The sequence below is a fragment of the Pseudoalteromonas sp. 1181_04 genome (genome assembly GCF_052850545.1).
The window spans coordinates 86,428-108,161 of record NZ_VXCS01000011.1; the positions used below are offsets into that span (position 1 = coordinate 86,428).

Annotated in this window: 17 protein-coding genes; 9 read left to right on the forward strand and 8 right to left on the reverse strand. The window is 40.7% G+C overall.

Annotation, left to right across the window (positions count from 1 at the left end; translation table 11 throughout):
* Window positions 1–171: 171 nt before the first annotated feature.
* Window positions 172–1,872 carry a cyanophycinase gene (locus tag FW757_RS10825; RefSeq protein WP_446441209.1) on the reverse strand — a complete coding sequence of 567 codons (1,701 nt, stop codon included), beginning with the start codon at window positions 1,870–1,872 and terminating at the stop codon, window positions 172–174.
* Between the two features lie 339 nt (window positions 1,873–2,211).
* Between FW757_RS10825 and FW757_RS10830 the strand changes: the two genes are divergently transcribed.
* The 3 genes from FW757_RS10830 to iadA all read left to right on the forward strand — a co-directional run bounded on the left by FW757_RS10830 (window position 2,212) and on the right by iadA (window position 7,891).
* On the forward strand, window positions 2,212–5,142 hold the full coding sequence (locus FW757_RS10830) for a TonB-dependent receptor domain-containing protein (RefSeq protein ID WP_182717599.1): 2,931 nt from the start codon (window positions 2,212–2,214) through the stop codon (window positions 5,140–5,142).
* Between the two features lie 163 nt (window positions 5,143–5,305).
* Window positions 5,306–6,712 carry a putative basic amino acid antiporter YfcC gene (gene yfcC, locus FW757_RS10835; RefSeq protein ID WP_182717600.1) on the forward strand — a complete coding sequence of 469 codons (1,407 nt, stop codon included), beginning with the start codon at window positions 5,306–5,308 and terminating at the stop codon, window positions 6,710–6,712.
* A 12-nt stretch (window positions 6,713–6,724) separates the two neighbouring features.
* Window positions 6,725–7,891 (forward strand): beta-aspartyl-peptidase, encoded by a 1,167-nt coding sequence (gene iadA / locus FW757_RS10840; protein WP_182717601.1) that lies wholly within the window; start codon window positions 6,725–6,727, stop codon window positions 7,889–7,891.
* A gap of 27 nt (window positions 7,892–7,918) precedes the next feature.
* Here iadA and FW757_RS10845 read toward each other — a convergent pair whose 3' ends face one another.
* From FW757_RS10845 to FW757_RS10855, 3 genes are all read right to left on the reverse strand, one after another.
* On the reverse strand, window positions 7,919–9,217 hold the full coding sequence (locus tag FW757_RS10845) for a hemolysin family protein (protein WP_182717602.1): 1,299 nt from the start codon (window positions 9,215–9,217) through the stop codon (window positions 7,919–7,921).
* Window positions 9,218–9,348: 131 nt separating this feature from the next.
* Entirely contained in the window at window positions 9,349–10,131 is a 783-nt protein-coding gene (locus FW757_RS10850) for a substrate-binding periplasmic protein (RefSeq protein WP_259398738.1), read from the reverse strand.
* 34 nt (window positions 10,132–10,165) lie between these two features.
* Window positions 10,166–11,278, reverse strand: coding sequence for an arginase family protein (locus FW757_RS10855; RefSeq protein ID WP_446441210.1), 1,113 nt, complete (start codon window positions 11,276–11,278; stop codon window positions 10,166–10,168).
* Between the two features lie 429 nt (window positions 11,279–11,707).
* Between FW757_RS10855 and udp the strand changes: the two genes are divergently transcribed.
* A complete protein-coding gene (udp, locus tag FW757_RS10860) occupies window positions 11,708–12,463 on the forward strand; it encodes a uridine phosphorylase (RefSeq protein WP_149979966.1) in 756 nt (251 codons plus the stop codon).
* Here udp and cdd read toward each other — a convergent pair.
* From cdd to ppc, 3 genes are all read right to left on the reverse strand, one after another.
* Entirely contained in the window at window positions 12,444–13,376 is a 933-nt protein-coding gene (gene cdd, locus FW757_RS10865) for a cytidine deaminase (RefSeq protein ID WP_446441211.1), read from the reverse strand. The two genes, udp and cdd, sit on opposite strands and share 20 nt — an antisense overlap.
* Before the next feature lie 48 nt (window positions 13,377–13,424).
* The gene (locus FW757_RS10870) at window positions 13,425–13,802 is read right to left on the reverse strand and encodes a hypothetical protein (RefSeq protein WP_446441212.1); all 378 of its coding nucleotides are present in this window, start codon (window positions 13,800–13,802) and stop codon (window positions 13,425–13,427) included.
* A gap of 399 nt (window positions 13,803–14,201) precedes the next feature.
* Window positions 14,202–16,847 (reverse strand): phosphoenolpyruvate carboxylase, encoded by a 2,646-nt coding sequence (gene ppc, locus FW757_RS10875; RefSeq protein ID WP_446441213.1) that lies wholly within the window; start codon window positions 16,845–16,847, stop codon window positions 14,202–14,204.
* 220 nt (window positions 16,848–17,067) lie between these two features.
* On the opposite strand from ppc, the gene FW757_RS10880 reads away from it, so the two are divergent.
* The 3 genes from FW757_RS10880 to FW757_RS10890 are packed head-to-tail and all read left to right on the forward strand — an operon-like array spanning window position 17,068 to window position 18,791.
* Window positions 17,068–17,433: a thiol-disulfide oxidoreductase DCC family protein gene (locus tag FW757_RS10880; RefSeq protein WP_182717607.1), complete on the forward strand. Its 366-nt coding sequence runs from the start codon at window positions 17,068–17,070 to the stop codon at window positions 17,431–17,433.
* Entirely contained in the window at window positions 17,433–18,167 is a 735-nt protein-coding gene (locus tag FW757_RS10885; RefSeq protein WP_182717608.1) for an SDR family NAD(P)-dependent oxidoreductase, read from the forward strand. The genes FW757_RS10880 and FW757_RS10885 overlap by 1 nt, the downstream gene beginning before the upstream one ends.
* A gap of 9 nt (window positions 18,168–18,176) precedes the next feature.
* Window positions 18,177–18,791, forward strand: coding sequence for a flavin reductase family protein (locus FW757_RS10890; protein ID WP_145234432.1), 615 nt, complete (start codon window positions 18,177–18,179; stop codon window positions 18,789–18,791).
* 186 nt (window positions 18,792–18,977) lie between these two features.
* On the opposite strand, the gene FW757_RS10895 is transcribed toward FW757_RS10890, so the two are convergent.
* Window positions 18,978–19,787, reverse strand: coding sequence for a fascin domain-containing protein (locus FW757_RS10895; RefSeq protein ID WP_145234434.1), 810 nt, complete (start codon window positions 19,785–19,787; stop codon window positions 18,978–18,980).
* A gap of 230 nt (window positions 19,788–20,017) precedes the next feature.
* On the opposite strand from FW757_RS10895, the gene FW757_RS10900 reads away from it, so the two are divergent.
* On the forward strand, window positions 20,018–20,992 hold the full coding sequence (locus FW757_RS10900; protein WP_182717609.1) for a transposase: 975 nt from the start codon (window positions 20,018–20,020) through the stop codon (window positions 20,990–20,992).
* Window positions 20,993–21,180: 188 nt separating this feature from the next.
* Window positions 21,181–21,699, forward strand: coding sequence for an isochorismate family cysteine hydrolase YcaC (ycaC, locus tag FW757_RS10905; protein WP_145234438.1), 519 nt, complete (start codon window positions 21,181–21,183; stop codon window positions 21,697–21,699).
* Window positions 21,700–21,734 lie beyond the last annotated feature (35 nt).

The window sequence follows — 21,734 nt, forward strand, 5'->3', positions numbered from 1 at the left end:
GAACGTCTGGAACTAAAAGCGACACAGCAAGCAGATGTTCAATCATCGGTTGTAAGATTTGAGGGTAAATGGGTAGCAATATATCCAAATTGGTGTTGTTGACAATTTAACACATTACTTAGTCATTTAAAGAAAAGCTACTGTGAGTAACAGTAGCTCTTCATCAAAGCATCATTGAATCGTCGTAATATTAACGCTAAGTCGTTCAATTGCACAGCCATAACTGCTTGGACTTATTCTCTGATACTGGGTATTTTTGCTGGCATTTAAAGTCACTATAAACTCATCTTGCTGACCTACCGCTGACTGCTCATTAGCTAAACACATTGCTTGAGTAAGCGAGCGCAATTTAGCATCAGTGAGTATGTTATTAAAACGCTGCATTGGCAAAGGCGGTATTTTAATTGCAGGCAAAGCACTGTCTATAGTACGTTGGTTTAATTGGTAGCCTTGAGGTGTTACATCAATAATCGCACCAGCTGGCCAAAATGAATAATCAAAACTGTATTTATCTTTGCCCTTATTTAAATGCACAACCCCATGCTTACCTAGCACTGTCACAATCGTACTCTGTTGTGATTTTATGAACACTAAAGCTGTCGTTTCATCAACACCAAAGCCATACTGTTGCCCTGTTTTTGCAAGCAATGTCGCTAAACGCACAGTGCGATTTCGCTCACTAAAATGGGTGTCAACTATACCTGCACTAAAGCTGCCCAGCCCACCATTAGTTTGATAGGTTAATGTATCTGCGCTTAGCCCTTGATTACAATCATCTTCACAACGTTCACTCGGTGCAGGAACTGCGTGCGCACCATCGCGTAATGCAGCTAAACTAGTGCCATTAGTGATCATCGCAACACTACCAAACTGGTTACTGCCGCCACTTTGAATGGCTGTGCCTGCACTTGTACCTACCAATAGCGGACGTGAACGTATAGCATCGGTCCATGGATACGGCTTGCCCGTATCATCAAATAACACTTTTCGAGTTAAACTTTGATCGCCACCATTGAGCATAATACCTGTTGCAGATTCGATTTTTGCAACTAAATTATCAACACCCGCGTCGCATAGTTGTTGCTCAGCTTGAATACGGTCAGGATAGATTTTGTGGCGATTAAACACCTGCATGTTTTGCTGGCGAAATTGCGCTAGCTTTTCACATTGCCCAGTTGTGATTGCTTGCGCTAATGCCGGAGTTAATGCCAGCCATGAACTTTTAATATGATCAAAATCCAGTAAGCCTTCGTAAAAGTCAGCCGATTCATAAGGGTCGCGACTCGATGCTGTGATAGCTAATAAGCTCGGCTGTTTACTATTTACTTTAGCTGTTGCAGAAATAAAATTAACTATATCATTAGCAGCAGGCTCATTATTTTGTTTACTTTGCACCGTTTCTTTTATGCGCTGGCCTTTAGCATCAACAACCGCCACTTCCAGCATATCAGTGACAAAGTTATATTCTCGATCAGTTAAATTATTGAGCGAGCGGCTATCTAAATCCCGCCAAGCCCATAGCAAAGACCCTTTATCGATAAGATTAGGCTGTTGCTTGGCAATTTTTGATAAAACCCGCAAGGTTTCATTGCGGTTATTAGTACTATCATCAGGCCATTGGCTTTTTATTTCTTGTAGTGCTTTGCCCGTCAATTGAAATTGATTCGCTTTTTTTCCTATTAATGATGTTTTTTCAATGCAATTTTTAGGACTTAAACTTGAACAAGTCGTTAATGCGCCACCAATTAACAGCAAGGTTTGCTCAGTTTGATTTGCAGATATATTCGCCGAAAAAGCGGCCATTACCAGTGTAAAAGCAGCAAAAAAACCACATTTAGAGCTCTTTGTAAGATGTTCCCGAAAGTTTTCCATAATGTTATACTCATGTAAAAAATGATAAAAAATAGCTTGCAGTAAAACTTTATGCTTGCTATAAAAATAAGGAACTTTTAAATCGCGAGTAAGCTAGCACCCAAATACTAGCTTTGTCAAAAACCTTTTGGATTGGAATTATGTTTAAAAACGCAACATCGCTGTGTACATATTTCTACTCTCCTCACTACCTTTCGGAGTGGTTTGACGAGTAGCCACTACCTCACATTCTCTGTGAGGGGCTAACTGTGTCTATCGATCACGGCCCTGTCTAAATAATCAAAAAATAAGCACTGTGCAGTACACCTGTGCTTAAAATAAAGACAAAGGTAAACCAATATGTTTCGTCAATTAACTATTGCAACGGCAATAAGCGCAGTGCTTTGCCCAACTTTTTTGTATGCGCAAGAAAACACTAAAGCTGAAAACATTGAACGAGTAGAAGTCACCGGATCACGTTTAAAAGGCGTCGATCTTGAAGGAACGATTCCACTAACGGTATTAGACCAAGATGCCATCAAACGCTCTGGCGCCAACACGATTCACGAATTACTAAAGGATTTATCCGTGTTCAAAGGTGGTAGCGGCACTTTTTCCACTTCAGAAAGCGGTGGCACGTCCACTTCAACACCTGCGGGACAATCTGCAGCAAGCCTACGTGGCATGGGCCCATCAGCCACATTAACACTGATTAATGGTCGTCGTGTTGCGCCCAGTTCATTTGCCGCTGGCACGGAAAACTTTGTCGATGTGAACTCAATTCCACTTGCAGCTATCGAGCGCATTGATATTCTTGCAACCGGTGCATCAGCGGTTTACGGTGCAGATGCCGTAGCAGGTGTAATTAACTATATTTTAAAAGATGACTTTGAAGGCGCTGAAGTAAACGCATCCTACGCAAACAGCTTTAACAGTCATGATGAAGGTAAAAAACAACTTAACCTAGTATACGGTACAAACATTGGTGAGAGTAACTTAACGGTTTTTGCCGATATTTTTGACCGTAACGCATTTAAAGCAACCGATCGAGATTTCACTGCATCATCACCACTGGTGAATAGTTATTCGTACTTACCAAAACTTGAAAACGCGCCAAATATTTATTATTACAGCTCGCGTGATGGGAATGAATTGCCAGCGCCAAATTGCCAGACTGAATTAGTTACAACTGAATTTGGTGAAGACATTTGTGCCTATTACCCAAATCAAGACGATTATCTGGATACGCCATTTGAGAGTCTATCGACTGGCTTTATGTTCAATAGCAGCTTAGGCGGTCTTGATTGGCATACTGACTTTTTCTATAGCCAAACAAAGGCAAAAGCGTACTCGTCACCCTCACCGATTAATCAAATAAATGATGAAGATGGTCCTTTCATTTTAGAAGATGCGCTGTTCATTTATGATAATGCAGATGGCAGTAATGATTTGATGGATCAAGTGTTTATTGACCCATTTGAATTTGATACGCAAGCTGGCCGCGAAGTTTACGGCTTTGGCTTTGATGCGCGTTTTAATGCCCCACGTACTGTCGAAGTAGAAACTAAAAACTTCCGCTTAGTGAGTAGCCTTGCAGGTGATGTTGGTGACTGGAGCTGGGAGTCAGGCGTAACCTTTTCTCGCTCAAGCTCTGAGCAAGAAGCCATTGATGGTATTTACAATCGCTATCAATTTCATGCCGCCATTACTGGTGAACTATGCTCAGACGGTACATTAGCAAACTACGACGGCGCAAACCTTAACTGTGTATCAGGCGATTTACTGCCATTTTATAATCCATTTGTGCAAGGCGATGCCGCCAACGATGCGGTTTTAGCAACGGCACAGGCACGTCCAACACGCAGTGGCGAAAGCACCGTATACGGCTGGGATGTAAACTTTAACGGTGAGCTATTCACCTTTAATGATTTACCCGCTTATGCATCATTTGGAGTTGAAGCTCGCCGTGAAGAATTAACTGACATTCCATCACTTGACTCGCAAGCACGCCCTGAAAACGGCTACTTAGTGGATGTATTTGGTTTTGGCTCGAGCTTATCAGAGGCTGATCGCACTCAATACGCGGCGTTCGCAGAAATAAGTGTATCATTGACCGATCAAGTTGAGCTACAGGCGGCAGGACGTTACGATCATTATGACGATTTTGGCGGCACCTTTAATCCAAAAATAGGCTTAAGCTATCGTCCTAACGACTCGTTAGTGTTACGTGGCTCATGGTCTACGTCATTCCGTGCCCCTTCTCTTACGCAAGCTGGTGTTAAATTAAGAACCACTCAATCAACCTTCGATTGCGGTGCTAACCAAGCAGTATCTGATCTTTATTGTATGGGCCAAGGAACAGAGGTAAGTGTTAACTCACTCGAGCTTGGAAATAAAAATCTTAAAGCTGAAGAATCAGAAGCTATTAGTGTTGGTTTTGCTTGGAGCCCAAGCGCTGATACTAACCTAACCGTTGATTACTGGCAGTTTGATCACGAAGAAGTGATTGATACTAATATGACTGCGGTGCTAGATCGTGCCATTACTGATGCATCACTGCGCCATTGCGGTATTGTCCCAGAAGGTCAACAAGGTATTTCTTACGATAATGAGCTATGTGATATCAGTGACAATAGTGGTTTAAGTATCGAGCAAGATGGTGCCAACCTAAATGAAATTTTAGATAACTATATTACCGAGTTTAACCCACGTGATGATGAGCTATTTTTACCATTATTTCGTGACCATGTTATCCCACTTGAAAATACCGGCACACAAACATTAGCAGGGATTGATATTAAGTTTGATCACCGTTTTAGGCTTTCAGGTGGCGATTTAACTTTTGCATTTGATGGCACGCACTATCTTGAATTTGAGCGCAATAAACCAGGCTCTGATGCCATTGAAAAGTTAGTTGGCACGTATCGCTACCCTGAAAACATCGGTCGTATGTCAATCGATTGGGAAGCTCAAAGCTACTACCTAAACCTTGGCGCAAATTACACCAGCAGCTATGATGATGACATTGAAGGACTTAGAGGCCGTGAAATTGATGAACTGGAAAGTTTAGGTAAACTTGACTCACAAGGTAATCATCAAGTTGACGATTGGCTCGTATGGGATTTATCTGCAGGTTACTACGTAAATAAAGCCCTTACCTTAAGAGCGCGCATTGATAATATTTTTGACAAAGAGCCGCCACAGCTATACGGCTCAAGTCGTGGTTTTGATTCTATAAACCATAATGCTTATGGCGCGCGTTATACATTTAGTGTCAGCTATCGTTTCTAAAAATTATACGCGCCGTGCTAGTCGCTGTGCGTAACACCATCCAAATTGTACTAAGTGGCTTTGCTTTGTAGAGTAAGGTCACTTATTCAAATAAACTTCGTGTTAAAATAAGCAGGTGTGCGGCTTAGTCTAAGCAACCTATTTCTTTGCGAAAAGTGAAATTATGAAAAACAAACAATTTACTATGCCTGATGCAAGTATCATCTTGTTATCAGTTGCATTAATTGCCTACTTGGCAACCTTGTTTATTACTCCTGGGATGTTTAACGCCCAAAAAGATAGCCACAGTGTTGAACTTTCTCAATACCAAACAGTGGCTGTAAGCGAGCAAACGCCGCTGTTTGCTGAAGGCGGTGAAATTGGCCTGGCAAATGTGTTGTTTGAAGGTTTAGTATCGGGTGACAAGTACGGCGCAACCATCGGTGTCATGGCATTTATATTAATTACCGGCGGCGCGTTCGGTATCATTATGAAAACAGGCGCAATTAATAACGGTATTATGGCGCTTATCAATAAAACTCAGCGAGTTGAATGGCTGTTTCTACCATTATTATTTGTGTTATTTTCGTTAGGTGGCGCAGTATTTGGTATGGGCGAAGAAGCCATTGCTTTTTGTATTGTCTTGCTACCGATCATGAAACAGCTCGGCTATGATGCCAAAGTAACGGTTTTAACTACGTATGTTGCCACACAAATTGGCTTTGCAACGTCTTGGATGAATCCTTTTAGTATTGCAATTGCACAATCTATTGCTGAAATACCGGTTTTTTCTGGTGCTGGCTTTAGAATGATCGCATGGGTTGTGTTTACACTATTTGGTTTATTTTTTACTATACGTTATGCCAACTCGATCAGAACCATTAACACCGCGCAAAGCGACTCCCATACTGATATAAAATTAGATACCGCCGATAAACTTATCTTGATTACTTTTATAACGGGTATTACTTGGGTTGTGTGGGGTGTGATGGCGCGCCAATACTATATTCCAGAGCTCGCAGCACAGTTTTTTTGTATTGGTGTGATCAGTGCTTTTATAGCCAGTATTTTTAATAAACAAACAGCTAACCAAAGTGCTGATGCATTTAAACATGGCGCACAAGAATTGTTGCCCGCAGCCATGTTAGTCGCTCTTGCCAAAGGGGTGGTATTATTACTTGGCGGCAGTGATTTAAATGCACCGTCAACCTTAAATACATTACTTTATCATAGTGCTAGTAGTATCGCTGCGGTACCAGACTTTGTTGCGGCATGGGGAATGTTATTATTTCAAAGTGTGTTTAACTTTTTTGTTTCTTCAGGGTCCGGCCAAGCCGCTATCACTATGCCACTGATGTCTCCATTAGGCGATTTACTCAATGTCTCACGACAAATTGTGGTATTAGCTTTTCAGTTTGGCGATGGCTTAACGAATATATTCATTCCAACCTCAGCCAGCTTGATCGGTTGCTTAGGTATTGTAAAGCTTGATTGGAGCGAATGGGCAGCCTTTATTTGGCGTTTCACTTTAGCATTATTTACTTTAGCAAGCGGCTTCATATTTCTTGCTTATTTTATCAATTATCAATAAAAAGACTTCACTATGTTGACATTAATTCGAGGTGCAAACCTTTATACTCCAAGCCCTCAAGGGCAGATGGATGTACTCATCGCTGGTTCTAAAGTGATTGATTTTCGAACCGAGATCAAACTAGAAAGTAATACCGAAGTAAAGATTATCGATGGCCGAGGAAACATTCTAGTACCAGGCTTTGTTGACTCTTTGGTCCATATTACAGGCGGTGGCGGCGAAGCAGGTTTTACTAGTCGAACGCCAGAAATGAACTTAACTGATGCCACCTTAGCAGGTATTACAACCGTTATTGCAGCGCTGGGCACTGACTCAAGCAGTCGCACACTAACCAACTTAGTTGCTAAAGCGAAAGGCTTAAAAGAGCTTGGTCTTAATGTATTTTGCCATACTGGCTCTTATCACTTACCCGCTAAAACACTGACGGGTAGTATTACAAATGACCTAATGTATATTGACGAGTTTATTGGCGTAGGCGAAGTGGCAATTTCAGATCACCGTAGCAGCCAACCCACCGTTCAACAACTCGCAGAGTTGGCAGCAGAAGCAAAAGTCGCCGGCATGCTAAGCGCAAAAAAAGGCACCGTGAGCATTCATGTCGGCCCCGTTAATAGTCACTTAGCGATTCTGCATGAGGTTGATAAAAATACTGATATTTCATTGAGTCAGTTTTATCCAACACACATGAATAGAAATAAAGCGCTGCTTGACGCTGGGATTTTATTTTGTGAAGCCGGCGGTACAATTGATTTTACCACCAGCACAACTGAGTATGATCTTGCCCATGGCGAATATGCTGCCGCGCAAGCGTTAGCTTACTGTTTAACACACAATGTTAAGCCAACACAATTGACTATGAGTTCAGATGGCCATGCCAGCCTGCCAATATTTGACGAGCAATTTAATTTGCTCGGGCTTGAAATTGGTAAAGAAGCCTCTCTGTTAGGTGCTTTTCAACAAGCTGTACATCAATATGAGGTGAGTATAGAGCACGCATTAATGGCCATAACCACTAATCCCGCTAATGTACTGGGGATTAAAAAAGGCACTATTAGCAAAGGCTCAGACGCCGACTTAGTTTTACTTGATAGCAACACTTTAGCGCCACAACATGTATGGAGTAATGGCATTCATATGGTTGAGCAAGGGTTTGCAATAATAAAAGGCGCTTTTGAATAAATAATGAGGCGCATAGCGCCTCACGTTTTATTGTAAGACTGGTTCTACCGGTAGTATTTTAGACACCAATAATTGCTCAACTCGGATCCCTTCAACATCCACCACTTCAAATTTAAAACCTGCGAATTGAATATATTCTGCACGTTTAGGAATTCGCTTCATGGTATAAATTAAAAATCCGGCAACAGTTTCATAATGCATTTGCTCTGGAAATTCATCCACACCGAGCACTTTTGCCAGCTCAACGGCTGGAGTTAAACCATCAACTAACCATGAATTTGCATCACGTGCGATAATTAATTCATCACCATTATGGGTGATCAAATCTCCCATAAAGCCTTTCATAAGATCTTTAACTGTCACAATTCCCACGACAAGTGCGTATTCATTTACCACCACTGCGAAGGGTTTTGCTGCGCCTTTAAAGGCATTTAATGCCTCTGACAAACTCAGTGTTTCTGGTAGATAAAAAATCTCTTTTTCGAGCATTTCGTCGTTAATATTCGCTGCATCGCCTTTGAGCACTTGGCGAAGAATATCTTTTGATTCAACTGAGCCAATTAATTTATCTAAATTGCCATTGCATACCAAAAAATGATTATGTGGATGATCAATGATTTTGCCCGAAATACTATCGCTGGCTTCGTTAATATCAAAGTAGACTATTTGATCTCTAGGTGACATTACACTCGATAAAAAGCGCGCTTCTAAATCAAATACATTACCAATTAAATCATATTCTTGTTGTTGTAAGCTGCCATATTCTGCGCCTGCATCCATCATTGCGACTATGTCTTCGGTGGTTACAATGTCTTCACGCTCTGCCGGCACATTGAATAAGCGTAAAACAATGTTAGTTACACCATTAAAAAACAATACTAACGGTGTTAATGCATACGTTACCCAACGCATAATCGTGACTACGCGAACCGCAACAGCCTCTGGTAGGATCATAGCTAAGCGTTTTGGTAATAAATCAGCAAATAAAATAAACAATGAAGTAATTGTCAAAAACGACAGTAAAAAGCTAATTTGCGCCAGTAACGGTCCTTGATAAAATAACACAAGCACACTTTCAACATAAGGTGAAAGCGCTTGTTCGCCCACTATACCGCCTAAAATAGCAATTGCATTAAGGGCAATTTGGATCATGGCAAAAAAAGCACCGGGTTGCTCTTGCAGCTTTAACACTGCAGCCGCTTTAGCATTGCCTTCGTCAGCCATGACTCTTAATTTAATTTTACGTGATGCTGCGATGGCGATTTCCGACATAGCAAATAACGCACTGATCAAGATTAATAAACCAATCCCGATTAAGTCACCCATTTATAACTCCAAAAATAAGCGCTTTTATAAGCAAAAGCAGCTGGATTATAACCCCTTTTAAAGGTTGGGCAATTTAAATTTAATTAATATTAAAAGTAATTAAATATCAGTGCATTACCAACAATAAAAGCTTACTGATACGCGTTGAATGCGTTGCTGAGTTTGGTTTGAGTTGGCTTATCTAGCGCTTTGTTACAAGCAAAATACAGTGCTGGTTGCGTGATCTTGAGTCTTAAAATTGGTGTTAACTTGTCAGTAACCTGCCTTTTAGACTGTTCAAATTTAACGCGTTGTTCAGGTAATACGACGATATCGATAGTGCTTTGACGGCTTTGAACTATTTTAAAAATATTATCAAAACTATTCATCAGCATTAGATTTACACCTTCTTCAAAGCCCTGTGATAATAAAAAGTGATGGCTGTAATTATCTTTTAATACCGCAATTCGGTATTGCTTTGCTTGCTCTAGGGAATCGATAACGATGCTTTTCGAATTCAAAGCATAAAGATAAGTGTTCAACTGTGCTAATTCTGCAATCCAAATAAATTGCTTTTCACGAGAAGTTGAGCGCGCCATAGAAAAAATGCACGTTTGCGGATCGCGCAGTACCATATTAAATGCGGTACTCCAACTATACACTGAGATTGTATAATCGAGTGTTGAAGAAGCTAACACCATTTGAACTTTATCAGCGATATAGCCAACAAGTTGTTCGTTTTCATCAAGATATTGAGCAGGCGGAAAATATTCCGTCACCACATTTAATTTAGCGAGACTTTGATTACTTAAGATTATAAATAAAAAATAACACCACTTAGCCACTCTTGCCCCACCGATTATTACTTTAAGCATCTGTTGATGTAAATTAAATATAACGGCAAATAGCTGATTTGTGAATTTAAAAAGCAGCATGCCGTAGCAGGCTGCTTAAATGAACTGTTATTGACTATGCGCGGTTCATGGCATTAATTAAAAATGCTGAAATTTTTGCACCTTCTCTAAGCGTTGTATCTGAACTCGATTGACCAATCAGTGAACTGTCAGTAAATGGGGCAATTTCCATCATATCAGCGCCAGTGATCGGAAATTCATCAGCCAAAGCAACCAAGATATCCAAAGCATGCTGCGGCGTTAAACCGTTCCCTTCGGGTGTGCCTGTTGCTGATGCAAACTCTTCATCGAGGGCGTCAATATCAAAGCTGACGTAGAGTTCATCAACATTATCAGCTTTAAGCTGAGCAATTACTTCTGCGGCAATTGCCGGCGCGCCTCGTTCGATGATCTCATGGGCCCAATGTTGTTTAACGCCAAAGGTAGATTCCCAGTGTTCTTTTGGCTTACCGCTTGAACGAATACCAAATTGGATCAGATGATGTGGTGCAGGTAAAAACTCTAAAATATGCGTGCACCACGAGCCAAAACATAAATCGATACCTAAACGCTCAACGAGTAAATCGGTATGCGCATCAAAGTGAATAATCGCAGTGCGTTTACCTTGCGCACGCTTTGCCTTCAAATACGCTTTAGTTAACGGGTAACTAATTGAATGATCACCACCAATACCAAAAATGCCTTTATCAGTAAACGTTGCATAAAAGCTATCGCATACATCTTCAGTGATAGACAACGGGCTGACATAATACTCACTGCTTGGATTATCATATAATGCCTGTTGGCAATTACTGATAGTCGCGTCGTTTAAATATTTATCATGCAATAAATGTGGAATAACCCTTACATCACCTAAGTCAAACGACTTTGCCTGAGGCTGCTGATCAATCAATGCTGAACGTAAAAACAACGGCCCCCAGTTGGCGCCGCGTAAAATGCCACCACCACAGTCAGAGCTAATGCCTAAAGTCACCGCTTTATGCTCACTTTGACTAAGTGTATCGAGTGATGCACGCCATAGCGTATCGATATTATCTTCTTGCCCATACAGTTTCATACGCAGCGCCGCTTTACGTTCTTTTGCAGTATTAACCGTAAAAACGCCATCGCCCGGCGGACATAAACAGTGCTCAACTTTACTTTTAAATGTGTGCCATTGTGTGCTCATTGCAATTCCTTACTGTGTGCTTTTGCGTAGTTATGCAAAAGAGCGTTGTTGAAAATAAAATTAATAAAAGATTCACGCGCCGATTTTCACTCGCAATTTTATTACTCTCGCCGCTTTAGCTACATTTTAAATAACTATATAAATCTCTATAATAACAATTGGTTATACTTATTCGTCCAACAACGTATAAACTAAAATAGAGTGCCTAGTAGGATTGATATAGTGTCTATGAATACAAGTCAACTACCGGCGATGACACAAATTAAAGTCAGTTGCTTGAATATTCAAAGAGAATGAATAAATTTGATAACGGACATCCGTCCTGTACAAGGCAATGCATTGTAGTAATTATGCTAAATTGACAACAACTCTTTATAAATTAGCGTTATTAACTGACGTTAGAACAAAAGTTATAAATAAGGCCCCGCTATGGAAAAGGTATTTCACTTAGGACTCACCCGCGACGATCTACACGGTGCAAAACTTGCAATTGTACCGGGCGATCCAGATCGTGCAGCACGTATTTCAACTTTTCTCGAAAACCCAACTTGCCTCGTCCAAACCCGAGAATTTCATGCTTACTTAGGTCAACTTAACGGTAACTCTGTGGTTATTTGCTCAACCGGTATTGGTGGTCCTTCAACCTCCATTGCAGTAGAAGAGCTGGCGCAATTGGGAGTTGAAACATTCTTACGAATTGGCACAACTGGCGCTATTCAACCTCATATTAATGAAGGTGATATTTTAATCAGCCAAGCATCTGTGCGTTTAGATGGTGCGAGCCAACATTTTGCGCCATTGAACTACCCTGCGGTGTCTGACTTTTTCGCCACTCAAGCGATGGTAAATGCGTGCGGTAATTTAGGCATTGATTTTCATATTGGTATTACTGCATCAAGCGATACTTTTTACCCAGGTCAAGAACGTTACGACACTTACTCGGGTTATGTACCAAAAGCATTTCAAGGTAGCTGTGAAGAATGGCAAAAGCTGGGCGTGATGAACTATGAAATGGAATCAGCAACCTTATTTACAATGTGTGCAGCACTGGGGCTAAAAGCCGCCTGTGTAGCTGGTGTGTTGGTTAATCGTACTCGCCAAGAAATCCCCAATGTAGATCACGGCGAGATTGAGAAAAAATCAGTCGCCGTGGTACTCGAAGCCGCTAAACTGCTGTTGGCTTAATATTTAAACTAATACTTTGTAGTACTGGCAAATCAGTGTAACTTGCCAGTACTGCTTGACTGACACTCAACTGATTTCCCTTGCCCTGCGTTTGTAGTAACTCAATCCCTTTGACAACATCTTTAGTCATTGCCAAACCGGCTAAATGCAATTGACTCACCGCACTTTGCAGTGGTGATAAGCTCGGGCTATACGCGGCATTTTCCGCATAACAACCATAAAAATTACCATTTTCGAAAGTACTAATTTTCACTGCGCTGTAATTTTCAGAGTAAGGTACATATGCAGCCAACGCATAACTTAACAACGTTTTATCCAGTTCATCAGTTACAACAAATTCATGCTGTTGTGGAGCGGGGTTAAACAAGCTATAAGAATTACCTAAATCTTGCGGACCAAATGAGTGAGGGAGTAAATCAGCCAGCTTGAATTGCTGCTGCGGTAATAAAATATCAAAGCTCTGCGCATCAGCCAACTCATTCATAAATTGACGACAATAACCACATGGCGCATCACTGATAGCAATTTTAGCTATTTTTTTCGCGCCATTGAGCCAAGCGTTATTAATTGCCGATTGCTCAGCATGAACCACTAAGTTTAATGCTTGTTGTGCAAATTCAACATTCGCCCCAAAATAAAAATGTTGCTCACCGTGTTTATCGTAGCCAACTACAATAGCCCCAACAAAAAAATGTGAAATAGGCACAACTGCAAATTTTGCAGCAATAGGTAAAAAGGCACGCAGTATAACCTCGACAGGTTGCTTATATTGCGCGCACAAAGCTGTGATATCAGCGGTATTTAAAATACCCTTGTGCTGTTTTACGTGAAGATATAACTGCTGCTGTTGTTTTTCACTGAAGCTAAAAACGCAGCTAGTTTGAGTACTTACTGTAGGCGTTAATGAAGACATAGACTAGTTTTATGATTTAATGGCTAACTAGTTTAGAAGGTTCAACGCTTAAATGCTAGGTTGATTTACTAACCAATTTTTCGCGCTGTTAAAACAATCAAAATTTTCTGCTTTTATATCAAAGCGCTGTGCATTTTGTAAGAATAAATCGTGCATAAAACCGTCAAAACTAACAACGCGAGCAATAAAGCAGCTGGATAACCACTTTGACACTGCAGGCATAATAGTCAGTAGATCACTAGCCGGAAATTTATGCGTTAATTCAGACACATCAACGAGTAATTTATTACTGCCGTAAATAGATACATACTGCTGCGCAATTTGATAAAAGTTCATCACATCCTGTGCACTTGCCGTCCCTCTAAGCGTCATCATTATTAATGACGTAGATGCATCATACGTGATGCAAGTAGACACATTTGACATAATTACTACTCGATTATTAGTACAATTGCCATAAAATGACAAAACAGCCGACATTCTAGATAAAAAAAACAGACAGTCAATATCTAGTAGCAAATCAGGTCTGACCAGAGCGTTAATACAGAATAAAGGATGGTTTTTTTTGCTAAAATGATACCAAAAAATACCTTGTTGTAACTAAGTTATAACCTGAAACAGCTTAACGATAGGAAGTAACTGTATTCAATACATCTAAGCTGAACTAAGATTAAATAAGATGTTTAATGCGGATAAATATAACTTACTTGGTAATATATGCGCCGAACCTTACCAGCACAGCGCACTGTTAGTGCTCAATTAACTAATTAATGGACCTCTCGCTGCTAAACACAGCAAAGAAGTCCACACTTAATTATTGGATAATCAACCGGTATTACGCATACCTGCGGCAATCCCAGTCATAGTAATCATTAACGCGTTATCAATGTCACCAGAGCTGCCTTCTGCCGCTTCGCGCGAACGTTTTAACAACTCAACTTGAAGCACATTCAATGGATCCGTATACGGGTTGCGCAAACCAATAGACTCTTTTATCCAAGGTTGATCGGCAAGCAAACTTTGCTGTGGACTTAACGATTGTACCAGTGAAATAGCCTGCTTGAGCTCTTTACGCAGTTTTTCACCTAGTGGTTTGTATTGCTCTTCAACTAAAGCGTCGTCGTAATGCGCACTTAACCAACAGTCCGCTTTACTGAATACCATTTCAAGCATTTCTAGACGGGCTCTGAAAAACGGCCAGCGTTGACTCATCTCATTAAGGGTGTCTATGCCGTGTTTTTCAAGTGCAGCTTGTAAACCAGTTAGTGCCCCAAGCCATGCTGGTAGCATTAAGCGATTTTGACTCCAAGCAAAAATCCACGGAATAGCTCGCAGGCTTTCAACACCACCATTGGGATTACGCTTTGCTGGACGCGAACCAAGCGGTAATTTTGATAGTTCCTGCTCTGGTGTTGCCATTCTAAAGTACGGCACAAAGTCTTCATCAAAACGCACTACATTACGGTAATGCTCACATGACTTTTCACTGATCAATGCCATTACATCACGCCATTCATCTTTTGGCTCTGGTGGTGGTAACAAATTACTTTCAAGCACAGCACCGGCATAGATGTTTAGACTTTCCAGCGCCACATTAGGTAGGCCAAATTTAAAGCGGATCATCTCCCCTTGTTCGGTAACACGCAGGCCACCTTTGAGTGAACCTGGTGGCTGTGAACGCAAGGCTTGCGCAGCAGGTGCGCCACCACGGCCAACAGTACCACCACGGCCATGGAATAAGACTAACTCAATACCGCGCTGCTCTGCCAATTGTACAAGCTTATCCATTGCCTCGTATTGCGCCCATCCGGCAGCCATCATGCCAGCATCTTTGGCTGAATCTGAGTAACCAATCATGACATTCTGTATGCCCTCAGCTTGGCCTCGATACCAGTTATTATCAAGCAATTGAGTAATAACATCGCTGCCTGCATTTAAGTCATCTAAGGTTTCAAATAATGGCGCAACAGGCAGTTTAAAACTACAACCACTTTCTTTTAATAGCAGTTGTACTGCTAATACATCAGAGGCTGTGCGTGCCATTGAAATAATATATAAACCAAACGTCGACGCATCTTGCTTGGCGATTACATCAAAGGTGTCGAGGACTTCTTTTACATCAGCGCTTGGTTGCCAATGTTTAGGAATAAGCGGGCGACGAGAGTTAAGCTCGGCTAATAAAAATGCCTGCTTATCTTCTTCTTGCCATTGGTCGTAATCACCTAAACCCAAATAACGAGTGAGCTCTGAAAATACCTGACTGTGGCGTGATGAGTCTTGGCGCACATCTAGTTTAGCTAAACGAATACCAAAGCTATTAATACGACGTAACACATCTAATAATAAGCCATTGGCTACCACCGCAATGTTACTCTTAAGCAAAGAACGGTAGCATGCCTCAAGCGGCTGCTTTAACTGCTCAATGTCAGTGACGATGTCTTGTGCATCGGTGCGCTTATTCATAATTTTAGCGCCAAGATGAGCAACGGTTTCACTCACTTGCGCTTTGAGTACTTTTAATACCGCACGATACGGTTCAAAATCTTGTCTAGCGAGCTCGACTAGCTCATCACTGGCTTGTGACATAGAAAGCTCAGTGCTTAAAGTGTCGATATCGCGACTGTATAAATCCAGTGCCATCCAGCGCCCATGATCCAGCACTTGCTGCGTCACTAATGCTGTTACAAATGGATTGCCATCGCGATCGCCCCCCATCCATGAGGTAAATTCAACGGGGCTGTAATCGTTTGGTAACTCTAAATCAAGGTGCTCTTTTACTTCTTTATTAAAGTCTCGTAAAAAACGCGGAACGGCATGCCATAGGCTATTTTCGATAACTGCAAAACCCCATTTTGCTTCATCAATTGGGGTTGGACGTGAACGACGGATGTCGTCTGTATGCCATGCTTGGCTGATCAACTGTGCGATACGGTTTAATATATTTTCACGCTCATAAGGCAGGTTATCGGTACGCTCAAGAGCTGCTAAACAATCACTTAATTCAACGTGTTTGTTAATAATTGTACGACGAGTTACTTCAGTTGGGTGTGCAGTTAAAACTAAATTGATATGCAGTTTAGCTAAACTTTCTGCGATTTCATTGGGATTTATTTTACCCTGCTGTGCGTGGCTAGCTAATGTTTTTAAAGTTTGTGTTAACGGGCTTAGCTGACAAAAACCCACGTCATTAAAACGAGAAATAGTATGAAACTGCTCTGCAACATTGGCTAGATTCAAAAAGTGATTAAAAGCACGTGCCACTGGCAGTAACTCTTCATCGGTTAAAGCATGCAGAACATTAATTAAGGTATGGCGGTCTTGCTCGTTTCCTGTGCGGGATGACTTAGCTAAAGCTCGAATTTCTTCTACTTTATCTAAAATCGCTTGTCCTTGGGCGTCTTTGATTGTTTGGCCTAATAATTGCCCCAATAAATTAACGTTCCCACGCAAGGCGGCATATTGTTCACTCATTCCTGATACTCCATTGTTGATGTTTATACCATAAAGGTACTAATAATAAGCCGTGTTCAATTTTTAAGTGTGGAGTGTAAAATGCGGTAAAAAATCGACACTTTGCTTACCTTTATATTTGTAAGACTCTATTAATATCATCCAAATGGATAATTTAACAGATCCAAGGCTTATTCTATTTCGTAACAAGACATAATGAATCGATGAATTTTGAGTAACTATGATTATTTTTTACGATGGTAATTGCCCGCTTTGTGTTAAAGAAATGGATTCACTTAAGCGTGCTGACACACACAACAAAATAATACTCGAAGATATAAATAAAGATGATTTTGAGCAGCGCTTTAAAAACATAAAACGCCACGATGCCATGGCGTTTTTGCATGGCCAGCGTGATAACGGTGAAATGATTTACGGATTAGATGTCACATTTGAAGCATGGCAAACTGTTGGCCGTCATTCATGGCTAAAGCTGCTACAATTGCCCATAATACGCTTTATTGCCGATCTAGGTTATCGCCTGTTTGCTAAATACCGCAGACAGATCACACGCATTTTCTGTAAATCAAGTTGTGGGATAAAATAATGACTAACGCTTATATTATTTTCGGTGCAAGTAGTGAAATTGCAAATGCGTATCTAAAAGAAATTGCCAAACACGATCCACAGGCTATGGTTTTTTGTGTAAGTCGCAGCTGTATTGACACATCCGCTGTCGGTATTGCTGTTGAGCAGTTTGTTTGTGACTATTCCAAAGCACGCTTAAGTGAATTAACAAACTTACTTAAAGAGCGCGCAATATACCCAACTCAGGTAGTTATTTTTAACGGCCAGCTACATTATGCGCAATCTATGCCTGAAAAAAAACTCGACGATATCGATGAGCATTATTTCAATACCTTACTCAACACCAATACATTGACTCCTATTTTGTGCCTGCAAGCAATAGCGCCGCTACTTAGCCACAAAATACCTTGTACCATAACGGCCTTAAGTGCGCGAGTAGGTAGTATTACAGACAATAACTTAGGCGGCTGGTACAGCTACCGCGCCTCAAAAGCAGCACTTAATATGTTATTCAAAACAGCAGCTATTGAACTGCAACGACGCGCAAAACAAACCCGTTTAATTCTTTTTCATCCGGGCACAACAGATACTAATTTATCTAAGCCGTTTCAAAAAAATGTACCCGCAGGTAAGCTCTTTACACCTGAGTTTGTAGCATCACAACTTTATACTCTTTTACAACAACCTGAACAGCTCACTGAGGTAGGTCAACCCGCCTACATTGATTGGCAAGGTGAGCACATACACTGGTAAGGATAAACCATGCACTTTACAACAGACGCCATTAGTCAGTTAGATAAACACTACCGTACGCATTTAATAAACTCACTATCTGGTTTTAAAAGTGCCAACTTAATTGGTACTCAAGATAGTGCAGGCAACACCAACTTAGCAATTGTAAGTTCGGTTATTCACCTTGGCGCGCATCCACCGCTTGTAGGTATGATTATGCGCCCACATAGTGTACCTCGTCATACTTTCGAGAATATTTTAGCAACCGGTGTTTACACTATTAACCAAGTGAATAGCGAGATTGTGGAACAAGCTCACCAGACTTCTGCCCGTTACGATAAAAATGAATCTGAATTTGATGCTACAGGCCTTACAACCGAGTATCTGGCTAATTTTTCGGCTCCGTTTGTTGCTCAAAGCCGTTTAAAGTATGCAGTTAAATTTGTTGAACATCAACACCTTGCCGTAAATGGCACTGAGTTAGTAATCGGTGAGATTATAGACTTACATGTTGAAGACTCAGCAATTTTAGAGGATGGTTTTATCGATTTAGAGTCAATCAACACCGTCACCATTAGCGGCTTAGATAGTTATCACAAAACACACGCTATAACGCGTCTACCCTATGCTAAAAAACCTCGTTAAATAGAGCAGCTGAGCTTTGAAAATGATTGTTAAGAGTGTCATATATACTTTGAATAATTAAATATCATACTTTGATATGGTTGTTAACACTGCGCTATGGAGTAAACCTCAGCAGCAAGTGCAACGTATTATATTGAAAGTCGCAACTACCTTACAATAGACTGTTTTGGTAATTGCGACCCACACTTAAAATATTATTTTAAACATTTCTAATGAGCAAGGATACATTGCATTACAACCTATAACTGTAGGCAGAACATTGGTTCCAAAACCACCATTATTGACCGCTTGTACGTAATAACCATTAATCGATTTAAGCGCGATGTTGTCACCATTTTGAATTAATGCACCAGGGTTATTTGGTAATTCTATAGTGAACGTTTCCCATATGGATGCCGCAGTTCGGTTTGCATTAAGTGCAGCCCCACCACCTTGCTCTGCCACAAAATAGTATCCTGATGTTGTTTGGATATGTATTTCATCACCACTTAGCAAATCACCGCCATTAATATCTATTAAATTAAATTGCTCCCATGGACCAATTGCAAGACGATTTGCATTCACTGTATCCCCCCCATTATTCTCAGCCACAACGTAATATTGGCCACCTGTTTCTAGGGAGATATTGTTTAATATAGTGGGGTTACATGGTAGCGTGGTAAAAGTGAGATCTTCACCTTGCAGTGTTGATCTGGGCGGTTTTGGATCACCATGAAACCGAAAATGATACTGCGTTCCACAATCTAAATTAGCTACTTGCGCACTCACAGGGCCATTAACTCCTGCGGGTGTGACTAAAACACTAAAGCCATAGTTTGTGGTTTCACCATAATCAATTATTTCACCACTTAAGCCAATAGTAGATGCCGAATAACCATTTAACTGCGCCGATGTTGTCGTAATATTGCTTGCAGGTTGTGTTGTGTACTGCGTACCAGCATGCGCAATCGATGCCGTACCAAGTAAAACCACAAATAAAAGTTTTGAAGTAATCATTGTCGAGTTCCTGTGACGTTTACGCTGCTAGGATTAACAGCTCTATAAGCGTAAACGTCGACATGAAATAAAACATTACACCTCATTACAAGTCGCATAATGATAAAAAATTTACATGACACCCACTTAAATCTAAATTCAACAACTGATTCCAATTCAAACCCATCATAAAGTTGCAGTCCTATATAAAGTGACTAGTATTTTTATAGAAACACAACATTGGAGGTTTTATGGCAATCGCTCGAAAAAGACAAATTAGCCTAAGTGATACTCGCTACTATCACTGTATATCTCGTTGCGTAAGAAAAGCTTATTTATGTGGCATAGACAAGCATACGGGCCAATCGTATGAGCACCGCAGAGAATGGGTTGAAGATAAAATTATAATGCTCGCTTCAATATTTTGTATTGATGTATGCGCCTATGCTGTGATGAGTAATCATACACATATCATCCTTCATGTAGCTAATAATAAAGCTAACCGCCTAAATGATAAAGCCATTGCTTTACGCTGGCACAAAGCATTTAAAGGTACTTTATTAACTCAACGCTTTGTGAAAAATGAGGTACTCTCTTCTGTCGAACTGCAATTAGTAAAGTCTAGCATTGGAGAATATCGTTCAAGGCTAATGGACATTAGCTGGTTTATGCGATCACTTAATGAGTACATTGCTCGCAAAGCTAATAAAGAAGATAATTGTAAAGGTAGATTTTGGGAGGGACGCTTTAAATCTCAAGCTTTACTTGATGAGTCAGCACTAGTGGCTTGTATGGCCTATGTCGATCTAAACCCAATCCGTGCTGGAACCGCTTCATCACCTGAAAACTCAAATTATACAAGTATTAAAAAACGTATTGCAGCAGCACAAAATGCCAAACAACCTAGGTCCTTATTTCGCTTTGCAGGTTTAACAACAAAACACACTGTAAATGGTTTGCCTTTTGAACTGAACTCTTACCTAAACCTTGTTGATAAAACAGGGCGCTGCATAAAAACAGATAAAACAGGTTATATAGATCATTCTTTGCCACCGCTACTAGAGCAACTAAACATATGCCCTGAAAACTGGCTAAAAATCACCAGTAGGTTTACTAAAGTCTTTCATGGTGCAGTTGGTAAACCAGATGCAATTGACCGGTATTGTGAACACCAACACTTTAAACGACGAAGTAACCGCAAAAATTGCGAAAAACTATTAGCGTAATACCATATAAAACAACTTTTTACTTTTTATCAGCTCAAGGCTGAAGCTTGTGCTGCCAGTTATTTGCTATACTCGCCCAAAAATGAACATTTACTATTCTGAGAAGAGTTTTTTAATATCATTAGACACATAAAAACTCTTGTAACTGTATTGAAGTTAGGTGTCATTTTAATTTTTAAAAGTAGTGGATGTCTTTTAACTTACTCGCATTGGCAGACTGTGCAAAATACTTTGCGATGCCAACAATCTTAACCACCAGCTTTGAAGAAGGCCCCAACGGCCCGCTAGTACCTGAGTTAAAAGAAATGTTTCCAGATTCGCCCTACATTGCTCGGCCTGGACAAATTAACGCATGGGATAATGAAGAGTTTGTTGCCGCTATTAAAGCTACAGGAAAAAAACAAATCATTATTGCTGGAGTAGTAACTGAAGTATGCGTTGCATTCCCAGCTTTATCCGCTTTAGCAGAGGGTTTTGATGTATTCGTGATCACTGATGCTTCAGGCACCTTTAATGTAATGACTCGTGATGCAGCTTGGGATCGCATGTCAGCTGCTGGCGCACAACTTATGACCTGGTTTGGCGCAGCTTGCGAATTACATAGAGACTGGCGCAATGATGTGGAAGGACTGGGGACTCTATTCTCAAACCACATTCCAGATTATCGCAACCTAATAAATAGTTACTCAACCTTCCAACCTAAATAACATACTATTTAACAAGGGGCTGGCCCCCTTTTTTT